This is a genomic window from Vibrio sp. B183 (assembly GCF_000740665.1).
GTDB classification, from domain to species: domain Bacteria; phylum Pseudomonadota; class Gammaproteobacteria; order Enterobacterales; family Vibrionaceae; genus Vibrio; species Vibrio coralliilyticus.
On sequence record NZ_JPQB01000018.1, the window covers coordinates 226,250 to 237,733 of the forward strand.

Genomic DNA, 11,484 nt, shown 5'->3' on the forward strand with positions numbered 1-11,484 from the left:
CGCCAAACGGCGCTCTTCTTTTTATTGGCTGTTATTCATCTGGGTCAGCTTGTCGCCGACAGGACCTGAGAAGATGAAGCCATCGTGCTCATCCCAGTTAATCGACCAGGTCATCACACCCGCATAGTTAGGATAGTTAAAGGCAGGAGTGACTGAGCCACAGCTGGTGCCTTTAGTCAGACAATCCAATGCATCAAGAATGTTCTGGGTCGGTGCTTGTCCTGAGTTCGCTGAGCTAGGACCTGATGGCAAGCCGATAGCGACTTGATCATCTCTAAGCGGCGCAAACTGAGAGCCATCGGCCAGCTCAAAGCCTTCAATCAGCATCTTAGATTGGGCAACCATCATATCGACTGAACCTTCAGCAGCACTACCTTGCGTGTAAGGGTTCGGCAGGCCACCATTGTTGTATAGCTGTACGTGGAGAAGATCTAGTGTACTGCGTGTGTCATTAATGACCGGAATGTACGCCCCCCAAATGCCACTGTAAGCCACGAATCCGCCTTGAACATAAGGGTGTTCTGGCGCCATAGTCAGGTACATATCCCCACCCATGTTTTGCTCGATTTGCAGTAGTGCTCGGCCTAAGCGTGCCTGAATTTGCGAGCCATGAACCAGATTAGAACCACTCTCTAAGTCGACATCGAGACCATCGAAACCCCACTCCTTGATGATTTCAGTCAAGCTTGAGACAAAGTTGGCTTCATCCTGATCAGTATTGAGTGTAATCGTACCTTCTGCACCACCAAGAGAAAGGACAAACTTTTTACCTTTAGCTTGTAGCGCTGCCATGTCTTGTTTGAACTGAGCTGGGTCAAGTGCAGCACAACTGCTATGGATATCACCAGAGTAAAGATTAAAGTGGACGGTACCATCGCTGTTGCGATCATTCTCGGCAAATGCAATGTCGATAACATCCCAAGCGTCCGACATATCCGCCAATCGCATTGGGCACCCTGCACCGTTGACGAAGTTATGCCAGTATCCGATCAACTTGTGCGTTTTTTCTGTCTGCTCCACGACAGAAATTGTCGCAGCATCGGACGTCACTTCACTGTTGGCTGAGTTTGTGGCTTTGGCCGCAACGGTATAGCTACCTACCGCACCTGCGGTCCAGTTATAGCTGTATGGTGCAGTGGTATCTGTACCGACAATCGCTCCGTTCACTAAGAAATCGACCTGCGATACGCTGGCAGACAGCGATGTTGCATCGGCGGAAAACTGGACCGATTTACCTAACCCGACGGTTTGGCCCGGTACTGGCGATATCAATGCAACCACTAAGTCTTGGTCACTGACTGTTACCGAAACCGTCGCTTCGCCCGTGTTGTTTTCATTGTCTGTCGCGACGGCTTTGAGGCTATTTAGGCCAACCTGAGTCGCTGTCCAACTTACTGCGTAAGGTGGCTGTGTCACCACACCGAGGCTGTTACTGCCTACGAAGAATTCGACTTGGCTTACTGTCCCATCAGAATCTGAAGCGTCAGCAGAGAAACTGACGGTGTTTCCAGCAAGCAATATTTGATTGTCACTAGGGCTAGTGATGGTTACCACAGGTGGAGAGGCACAAGCGCCTAACCCTGTCCAGGCTTCATCCCAATAGTCTCCTTGTCCTGGCTCATATGCCCAAGCTGAGGCTGAAGAACACCAACCAGCAATGTCACAACGGTATTTTTGATTATGGTTCTGTACTAGCTGACCTGCACTGTAGCTGGTACCTGCGGTATAAGTCGGTAGTCCTGCACAGCCACCTGATGCGTTGCTGGCGACAACCAGCGATACTTCTTGTGTTGAAGTTGTCTGGTTGTCGTTGTCTGTGGCTTTAGCCTTGAAGTTATGAGTGCCACTGACGGAGGTCCACGTGGTTTCGTAAGGTGCAGACGTATCGCTGGCAATCAATTGTCCATCGACAAAAAATTCAACCTTATCAACGCTGCCATCTGTGTCGGAGGCATTCGCGCTTAATGTGAGAAGGTCGCCTTCGGTCAATTGCTCGCTGCCTGAAGGGCTGGTTAAAGTGACAGAAGGAGGAATCGGTTCGCCAGCTAAGGTGACGCTGATTGCAATCTGCGTTTCTGATGTGGCGTTTTCATTGTCAGTGGCAATAACGGAAATGGTGGTTGCACCTGCGACCGCCGTCCAATCTGCTTGATAAGGTGCTTGTGTGACCGTCGCGATGTTCTGGCCGTCAACCAGGAAGGTTACTTGATCGATGTCGCCATCGCTATCACTTGCGGAAGCCTGTATCGTGGTGGCTGTGCCTTCGGAGATCTCAGCGTTATTGACAGGAGAAGATATGGATACCTCTGGAGCTGCGTTACCACCGCCAGTGTCACATTGTCCAAGGTTTTTCCATGCTTGCCAATCACCGGAGTTGCTGACGGGGTCATTGCCTTGTGTCCAATGACTGGCTTGATAAGCATGGTTGGATGTCTGAACTAGATCTCCGGATGTGTAGACCGCAGTGCTATCCCAAACCGCCAAGCCAGCACAATCATAGGCGTGCGCTTGGTAGCTTAGCCCTAACGCCGCGATGATGGCGCCTCTGAGCAGATTTGAACCCATTTTTCTCTCCTTCATGGATTTAGTAAACCAACTCATAACCAATAGCGAAAATGCTGAACTTTGCTCGCTAACTTAATGATTATTTAGATTTTATTCGTCGGATATCACGGTGAAAATTTGTAGGATTCTTTCATTACATTGGTTGTTCGGCGCACTTCACGCTTCAATTTTTGCTTACTGGTTGGTTAAAAATTCTTTGTATGAATTAATTTACAGCTTAATTTCCTATTTATTTGCCTTATTCTGGTTGCTTAATAACCTCATAGCTGGAGTGAATAAGAGCTTTGTAATATCGTACTAGTCAACTAGTTTATGGGTGCAAGTTAAGCGGTATGGCACAAGCAGACAATTTTCAAACACGTGAGCACTTTGGCTCTCGTTTAGGCTTTATTCTGGCGGCAGCTGGTGCTGCGGTTGGTTTAGGTAACATTTGGGGCTTCCCAACTCAAGCTGCCAGTAATGGTGGCGGGGCATTTTTGCTGGTTTATCTGGTGATGATTTTGGTGGTGGCGTTTCCAATGCTGGTGGTCGAAATGGCGATAGGTCGTCATGGTCAGGCTAACCCCGTGGATAGCATGCGCTCTCTCACCGCCAATCCTCTGGCGAAAAAAGTCGGTGGGCTTGTAGGATGGATAGGTTTAAGTGTGCCCAGCGCTGTGTTGGCGTTTTACAGCATTGTAGGCGGCTGGCTGATCTGCTTTTTGCTTGGTGCTGTGGCTGATGTGATAGGTATGCAAGCCGCAAGTGCCTGGTTTAAGGGGTTCAGTGTTGAGCGCAACCTGTTTGGTACTGTTGTTTTCTACGTGCTGACGATTCTCATCGTGCAGGGCGGGGTGAAACAAGGCATCGAAAAATGGTCAACGCGCCTTATGCCTGCTTTGTTTGTTCTATTTGGTTTGTTGTTCATCTATATCATGACTCAATCCGGTGCGATGGAAGGACTTAAGCATTATCTTGTCCCTGATTTTGACAAGGTGATGGATCGCAAATTGATTCTCGCTGCTATGGGGCAGGGCTTCTTTTCTCTGACCATTGGTGGCTGTTCTATGCTGATCTACGGTTCTTACCTCAGCAAGAAAGAGAATTTACCGAAAATGGCGATGAACGTCACTCTGGTCGATACCGCGGTTGCGTTTATCGCAGGTTTGGTGGTTATGCCAGCGATGTTTGTAGCGATGCAGAAAGGCGTGCAGATCTATGCTGAGGATGGTTCTCTGCTCAGCTCAGATACCTTGGTTTTCACCGTATTGCCTTTGATGTTTGATAGCCTTGGTTTATTAGGCCAGCTATTTGCAATTGTGTTCTTCCTACTGCTGACGATTGCAGCACTGACTTCTTCCATCTCTATGTTGGAGTGTCCGGTCGCGCTGGTGGGGGAGCGCTTTAACACTAAACGCAGTACCACAAGCTGGGTGCTTGGTGGTTTAATTGCCCTTTTGAGTATCGTGATCGTGTTTAATTTTGGTGCTTTATTTAGCTTGGTTGCAACCGTCGCAACCCAGTACCTTCAACCTGCTGCAGCGTTACTCTTCTGTTTGTTTGGTGGTTGGGTGTGGAATCGTCACTCGAAAATCAAAGAACTTGAGCATGGCTACCCAGAATTTACGCAAGGCTGGTTTGGAAAGCTCTGGCCTGCTTACGTGAAATTTGTCTGCCCTGTATTGGTTGCCACGGTGATTTGGGCGTCTTTCGGTTAAGCAACTTAACAGGCGATATTTAAAGAGAAAACCGCTTACATCATAAAAGGTGTAAGTGGTTTTCTTGCTTAGGTTGAAGATTGAATTTGACCTGTTGTTAGCGGTTCCAGATCGGAGTCGATCACCTCTTCAATAAACTCTTCTACAACCTGTTCCACTTGTTGGTCATCTTCGACAAAATATGCCAAATGAAACACGGCATCCCCTTCATTGACTAAGGGAAGAGTTTGCTGGCCAATCACAATGCCGCCCTTATGGGCTTTAAGCTCAATTTCACTGTGTCCCAGTGGGGCGCTTATGAAGGCTAATGTTTGGCCTTTCGTTACCTTTTCACCTAATGTCACTACGGTACGCAGAATCCCATCGCTTTCCGCTCGTATCCAACTGGTGGACTTGGCGATAACGGGCTCTGGAAGCTTTTTACGGCTTGGTCGTAACATGCCAATGGCTTGCATTACACGTTTCACGCCAATAAAACCGGCATTGATGCAAATAGGCTCAAATCGCAGTGCTTCTCCTGCTTCGTAAGTCAGCACTGGGATCCCCAGACGCTCGGCCTCGCTGCGCAGTGAGCCATCTCTTAAAGGAGCATCAACAATGACAGGGGTGGCAAAGGCCTGTGCAATTCGCAGTGTTTCAGGATTGCTTAAGTCCGCCCGAATCTGCGGTAAGTTTGTGCGATGAATCGCACCAGTGTGTAAGTCGAGAATATAGTCACAACGTTTTGCCACCTGATTGAAGAAAGCGCTTGCCATGCGAGAAGCCAGCGAACCTTTCTCACTGCCGGGAAAACAGCGGTTCAGGTCACGCCTATCGGGCAAATAACGTGATTTATGAATAAAGCCAAACACGTTAACGATAGGCACTGCGATCACAGTGCCTTTCAGTTTTTGTGCATCAATGGTGTTGATTAACTGACGGACTATCTCCACGCCATTGAGTTCATCACCATGGATAGCGGCATTAACCATCAGAGTTGGCCCTGCAAATTTCCCATTGATGACTTCGATTGGGATCGACAAAGGAGAGTGGGTATAGAGTTTTGCTGACTCTAGCTCTACTACCTTTCTTTGTCCCGGCGAGATTTGCTCGCCGAGAATGTCAAACACGCGATTGATCTTAGCCTTTGCCACGAGTTCTAGTCCTTTTGGTTGAGGCATTTTTCTCGATAAACTCGACGATCATGCCTGCAATGTCTTTGCCTGTTGCTGCTTCAATACCTTCTAAACCTGGTGAAGAGTTGACTTCCATCACCAAAGGGCCCCGTTCCGATCTTAGTAGATCCACTCCAGCAACGTTGAGCCCCATGACTTTTGCCGCAGCAATCGCAGTACGACGCTCTTCTGGCGTGATTTTGATGAGTGACGCGCTTCCACCGCGGTGCAGATTAGAACGGAACTCACCTTCTGCGCCCTGACGCTTCATTGCTGCGATCACTTTATCACCAATCACAAAGCATCGAATGTCAGCACCACCAGCTTCCTTAATGTACTCCTGAACCATGATGTTGGCTTTCAGTCCCATGAAAGCCTCGACAACACTTTCTGCTGCTTTACGTGTTTCAGCTAACACCACGCCAATGCCTTGAGTGCCTTCAAGCAATTTGATCACGACTGGAGCTCCGCCGACCATGTCTAGTAAGTCTTTGACATCATCGGGTTTGCTAGCAAATCCGGTAACCGGCATGCCTATGCCTTTGCGTGAGAGTAATTGCATAGAACGCAGTTTGTCGCGCGAGCGCGTAATAGCCACTGACTCGTTGACTGGGTAAACCCCCATCATTTCAAATTGGCGCAGTACAGCTGTGCCGTAAAAAGTCACGGATGCACCAATACGTGGAATAATGGCATCGAACCCCGATAACTCTTCGCCTTTAAAGTGAATCTCAGGTTTATCGGAGTTAATGTTCATATAGCAGCGTAGCGCGTCGATCACTTTTACTTCGTGACCACGTTTCTGACACGCTTCGATCAAACGCTTGGTTGAGTACAGATTGGCGTTGCGAGACAGAATACCGATTTTCATTGTTGGTTTTCCTCGAAGGGGACTAAAAACGATTTAACAGGGTCGACAAGCATGCGATGGTGCATTGCGGTACGGCCTAACAACATACGAAATGCCATGTTTTCACGATTGGTTAACGTCAACTCCGCTTTCCAACTTTGCTGACCGAGTCGGATTGTCGATTCAATTACATAACGTGTTTCCTCATGGCCTCCAGAATCGCGTACAGCACGTTGGTCGATGACTTTGGCTTCGCACACTACCTCTTGTGAGTTATCACGCTGCAAAGGATGAATCCAGAATCTGACCCATAGCTCAGCATCCTTATGGAAACTCTCGACTTTGAATGTGTGTAGACACGAAGTTCTGGCTCCGGTATCAATTTTTGCCTTGATCTTTTCTATACTTAACTCAGGAAGGCTCAGGGTTTCTCGCCAGCCCACTAGCAGTTTTTCGTTCATTGCATTTCATTTACATTGAGAAAGTAATCAAGATGCTCTGAGAACCGAGCATCCCCCGATATAACGGATAGCGTGTATCTGTTATAGGGGTTGAAGTGGGCAAGATGAATTGCCTATGGCGCTTCAACGGCGGCGACTGTATCAGCGAGAGGTGAGGGTGACTAACGAATTAATTTCACCGTGACGACAAAAATTGATTATCAAAGTCGATAACAAAAAAGCCAGCGGTTTCCCGCTGGCTTTTGACTAGTTTTTCTATAGGACGAGCGGGTTAGGCTTTCTCTGGAATCGCTTCCAATAGCGCGACCATTTGATCCCAGAATAGAGCAACCGTATCGATTTTCACTTTCTCGTCTGGCGAGTGTGGGAATTTGATCGTTGGACCAAAAGAAACCATGTCCATGTTCGGGTACGGTTCTTTAAACAGGCCACACTCTAGACCAGCATGGATGACCATGATGTTTGGCTTATGGCCGTAAATGCCTTCGTACATATCACGGAAGATAGCCATGATTTCAGAGTCTGCATCTGGCTTCCAACCTGGGTATGCGCCAGAGAAAACAATCTTAGCTCCTGCCAGCTCCGCTACGGATGTCAGCATGCTTTCAACTTGATGACGACCTGAATCAATCAATGAACGAACTAGGCAAAGTACGTTGATCTTATCGCTCTCTGTGGTAACAACGCCCACGTTTAGAGACGTTTCTACCACGCCTTCGATCTCATCACTCATGCGGATCACGCCGTTAGGACAAGCATTCAGTGCAGCGATAAAACGTTGCTGATCAGCAATGGCCAGTACTTGCTCGCTGGTTTCGATGGCTTCGTTGAATGAAACGATGTCTGTTTCTACTTTTCCTAACTCCTGCTTCAGTAAGTCAGTGTAGAAGTTGAATAGTTCAGCAAGCTTAGCTTCATTTTCAGCAGGGATAGCGACAGTCACGAACGCTTCACGCGGAATCGCATTACGTAGGCTACCGCCACGGAATTCAACCATACGTAGATCCAGCTCTTGTGCGTGACCGGCTAGGAAACGAGCGACAAGTTTGTTCGCATTACCTCGACCAGTATGGATATCACAACCAGAGTGACCGCCTTTCAGACCTTTCAATACCAACTGACGAGTTACGTAGCCTGCAGGGATCGCTTCGCGCTTGATGTCAAACGTCATTTCGCCATCAATGCCGCCCGCACATCCCATGTAGACTTCGCCTTCTTGCTCAGAGTCGGTGTTCAGCAGAATCTCACCTTCTAACCAGCCTGCTTCCAGGCCAAAGGCACCTGTCATACCTGCTTCTTCATCAATAGTCAGAAGTACTTCAATCGGGCCGTGTTTAATATCGGTAGATGCCAGTACTGCTAGGCAAGACGCCATACCCATACCGTTGTCTGCACCTAGAGTGGTCCCTTTTGCGGTTACCCATTCACCGTCTATATAAGGTTGGATAGGATCTTTAGTGAAGTCATGATCCGTGTCTTCATTCTTTTGCGGCACCATATCGATGTGTGCTTGAAGAACTACGCCCTTCTTGTTTTCCATGCCAGGTGTTGCTGGCTTTTTAATGAAAACATTGCCCGTCGGATCGCGACGGACATCTAGGCCTTGCTCAGTCGCCCAGCCCACAATGTATTGAGCGAGCGCTTCTTCATGTTTAGAAGGGTGAGGGATAGAGCAGATCTTATCGAAAAACTGCCATAATGGTGCAGGTGATAAGTTGCTGATTTCAGAATGGAATTCAGACACGGATGACTCCTTAATCATAATAATGCCAGATCTTGTTAGGTAATTGCGTTAATTAAACGAACAAAAAACCAAATCTGACCTATTGGGTAGAGAGGCACAGAATAGCACTACCTAAGGTTAGGTAGTAGTAAAAGCAGAAACGAAATGTTTCGCTGTCATCACAGAACCTAGATTCAATGATTTTTCCATGTGAGACTGCATTCTTATTGAGTGTAATAAAAGTAATATCTAAATTAATATTCCTGTAATTTAATTACCAAAATTATTTGATCTGAGTCATTTTTTGAAATTTATGTGACTTTTGTCACTTTTGTTGTTGTAATTAATTTTCTTTGGGGTATATTAGTAACCAACTTCGAAAGCGAAGAGAAAATGCTCAAAGGATGAGTCCGATTTGTCGCCTCCAAGGAACCGAGAAATCAATATTTGTTATCTGTTTTCATTGATTTAGAAGGTGATAGTTATGAAAGGTTTACCAAGTGCAACATTCTGGATAAACAACTCTGTTTACACTGGCAATTTTGCATACCCAACGAGTTTCGGTTACTAATTCCGAGCTTGTGACTCTCGAACAAGTTTGTTCACCCCTATAATTGGAATTTTATTACAGCTCCTAATTTGCTGACATGATTCAACCGCCACTCAATTTGAGTGGCGTTTTTTTATCTGCTGAAAATGGCTGCCGCAATGGCATGATTTCTCTATTCTCATCAGCTTTGCTTCATTTTATTCGCATAAACACATATCCAATCTCGTTTCAGGGCTTTTTCTTCAATGTAAGTTTACGACATGGTTGAAAAAATCACCTTTCAAAGACTCTTAGATGCATCACTGTTATGTATTGAACTAATAGGATTTTTTTCTAATGTTCATTTAGGCGGGGCTTTTGAGAGCTAGTTTTACAGATAGAAATATTGATTAGAGTCCTAATTCTATCTGGAATTTGCCATTTGTAGACTTTATAATCCCGCCAATCGATTACGCAACCGTTTACTTTTACCCTTTGGAATTCGATTATGTTCGAAAAAATATTCAAGCTCAGTGAACACGGAACGAATGTAAAAACTGAGATCATAGCCGGTATGACAACCTTCCTTACCATGGCTTACATCATCTTTGTAAACCCGGCTATTTTAGCTGATGCCGGTATGGATCGTGGTGCTGTCTTCGTCGCGACCTGTTTGGCGGCGGCTATCGGCTGTTTCATCATGGGCTTTGTCGCTAACTACCCAATCGCCCAGGCTCCGGGAATGGGGCTGAACGCCTTTTTCACCTACGCCGTTGTTCTAGGTATGGGATATACATGGCAAGTTGCATTAGCAGCAGTATTTGTATCCGGTGTGCTATTCATTCTATTGAGTGTGTTTAAGATCCGAGAGTGGATCATAAACTCCATCCCACTTTCTTTGCGCACGGGTATTTCGGCGGGTATTGGCTTGTTCTTGGCATTTATCGCGTTAAAGAATGCAGGTATCGTGGTTGATAACCCGGCGACACTTGTTTCTCTTGGCTCGATTACTTCGTTACCTGCAGTACTAGCTTCAATTGGCTTCTTCCTGACTATTGCACTGGTTCACCGTGGCGTAAAAGGCGCGGTGATGATCGCTATTTTGGCGGTCACTGGCTTAGGTTTAGCGTTTGGTGATGTGCAATGGGGTGGCATCATGTCAACGCCACCAAGCATTGCACCGACCTTCATGCAGTTGGATTTTTCTGCAGTATTTGAGATCGGTATGATTTCAGTGGTTTTTGCTTTTCTTTTCGTCGACTTATTTGATACTGCTGGCACGCTAGTTGGTGTGTCTCAAAAAGCAGGTCTGATGGATAAAGATGGTAAAATTCCTCGTCTGAATAAAGCACTTCTTGCTGACTCAACTGCTACTTCGGTAGGTGCTCTGTTGGGCACGTCAAACACGACTTCTTACATTGAGAGTGTATCTGGTGTTGCCGCTGGTGGTCGCACAGGTCTAACCGCTGTTGTAGTTGGTATTTTGTTCCTACTTGCTCTATTCTTCTCGCCATTGGCTGGTATGATCCCTGCGTATGCGACGGCTGGTGCGCTATTTTATGTGGCGATCCTCATGCTTTCTGGTTTGGTGAGCATTGATTGGCGAGACCTGACAGAAGCGGCACCAGTTGTTGTGACGTGTTTGCTGATGCCTCTGACTTTCTCTATTGCGGAAGGTATTTCTCTTGGCTTCATCGCTTACGCGGCAATCAAATTATTCAGTGGTAAAGGTCGTGACGTTTCCCTTAGTGTGTGGGTGATGTCGGCAATCTTTATCTTCAAATACATTGTTGCTTAAAGAGCTTCATCAAGGGGCTGTGCGTTCTACGTTGAGTTGAATGGACAGGCCCTCAACTTTTTATTATTAGGTTTAGAACAATGAGTAAGAAATTCATTATTACTTGGGATCAAATGCACAGTTATTGTCGTGAGCTTGCTGAGCAACAAATGCCAGCGGAGCAGTGGAAAGGTATCTGGGCGGTAAGTCGTGGTGGTCTTGTTCCAGGTGCAATTCTGGCTCGTGAACTGGGTATTCGTTACGTTGATACCATTTGTATCTCTAGCTACGACCACGATCATCAACGTGATATGAGTGTATTGAAAGCACCAGAAGGTGACGGTGAAGGTTACCTAATCGTTGAAGATTTAGTGGACAGCGGTGATACCGCTCGTAAGCTGCGTGAGCTATACCCGAAAGCAAAACTGATTGCGGTATGTGCTAAACCATCAGGTGCAGCTCTTCTTGATGACTACGTGGTTGATATCGCGCAGGAAACTTGGATCGAGCAGCCTTGGGATATGTCGATTCAGTACGCTGAGCCGATCAATCGCAAGCAAAAATAATCCTCACCGGATTGTTCAGTAAAAGAGAAATGGCCCTTAATGGGTCATTTTTTGTTTTCTAGCCCTAAACCACCTTCTTTAGAAGGTGGTGATCGTTCTTTTGGGCTTTGCCCGAAGAACGCTCATGTTCAAGATGTCCTCGTTTGCAACCAACAAATGAAG

8 protein-coding genes are annotated in these 11,484 nt (G+C 46.7%); 3 read left to right on the plus strand and 5 right to left on the minus strand.

The window, feature by feature from the left end; genetic code table 11:
- Positions 1-21: 21 nt before the first annotated feature.
- The gene (locus IX95_RS20350) at positions 22-2,565 is read right to left on the minus strand and encodes an Ig-like domain-containing protein (RefSeq protein ID WP_038163549.1); all 2,544 of its coding nucleotides are present in this window, start codon (positions 2,563-2,565) and stop codon (positions 22-24) included.
- Between the two features lie 332 nt (positions 2,566-2,897).
- Here IX95_RS20350 and IX95_RS20355 point away from each other — a divergent pair, with 332 nt between their 5' ends.
- Positions 2,898-4,262: a sodium-dependent transporter gene (locus tag IX95_RS20355; protein WP_038163550.1), complete on the plus strand. Its 1,365-nt coding sequence runs from the start codon at positions 2,898-2,900 to the stop codon at positions 4,260-4,262.
- A gap of 68 nt (positions 4,263-4,330) precedes the next feature.
- On the opposite strand, the gene IX95_RS20360 is transcribed toward IX95_RS20355, so the two are convergent.
- The 4 genes from IX95_RS20360 to IX95_RS20375 all read right to left on the minus strand — a co-directional run bounded on the left by IX95_RS20360 (position 4,331) and on the right by IX95_RS20375 (position 8,471).
- Positions 4,331-5,422 (minus strand): succinylglutamate desuccinylase/aspartoacylase family protein, encoded by a 1,092-nt coding sequence (locus IX95_RS20360; RefSeq protein ID WP_038163552.1) that lies wholly within the window; start codon positions 5,420-5,422, stop codon positions 4,331-4,333.
- Entirely contained in the window at positions 5,382-6,287 is a 906-nt protein-coding gene (rimK, locus tag IX95_RS20365) for a 30S ribosomal protein S6--L-glutamate ligase (protein WP_021458598.1), read from the minus strand. The genes IX95_RS20360 and rimK overlap by 41 nt, the downstream gene beginning before the upstream one ends.
- Entirely contained in the window at positions 6,284-6,727 is a 444-nt protein-coding gene (locus IX95_RS20370) for an ATP-dependent zinc protease family protein (protein ID WP_038163555.1), read from the minus strand. The genes rimK and IX95_RS20370 overlap by 4 nt, the downstream gene beginning before the upstream one ends.
- Before the next feature lie 271 nt (positions 6,728-6,998).
- Positions 6,999-8,471 carry an aminoacyl-histidine dipeptidase gene (locus IX95_RS20375; protein WP_038163558.1) on the minus strand — a complete coding sequence of 491 codons (1,473 nt, stop codon included), beginning with the start codon at positions 8,469-8,471 and terminating at the stop codon, positions 6,999-7,001.
- Positions 8,472-9,487: 1,016 nt separating this feature from the next.
- Between IX95_RS20375 and IX95_RS20380 the strand changes: the two genes are divergently transcribed.
- Positions 9,488-10,777: an NCS2 family permease gene (locus tag IX95_RS20380; RefSeq protein ID WP_006957929.1), complete on the plus strand. Its 1,290-nt coding sequence runs from the start codon at positions 9,488-9,490 to the stop codon at positions 10,775-10,777.
- Positions 10,778-10,857: 80 nt separating this feature from the next.
- Positions 10,858-11,322 carry an oxytetracycline resistance phosphoribosyltransferase domain-containing protein Tet(34) gene (gene tet(34), locus IX95_RS20385; RefSeq protein ID WP_006957928.1) on the plus strand — a complete coding sequence of 155 codons (465 nt, stop codon included), beginning with the start codon at positions 10,858-10,860 and terminating at the stop codon, positions 11,320-11,322.
- Positions 11,323-11,484 lie beyond the last annotated feature (162 nt).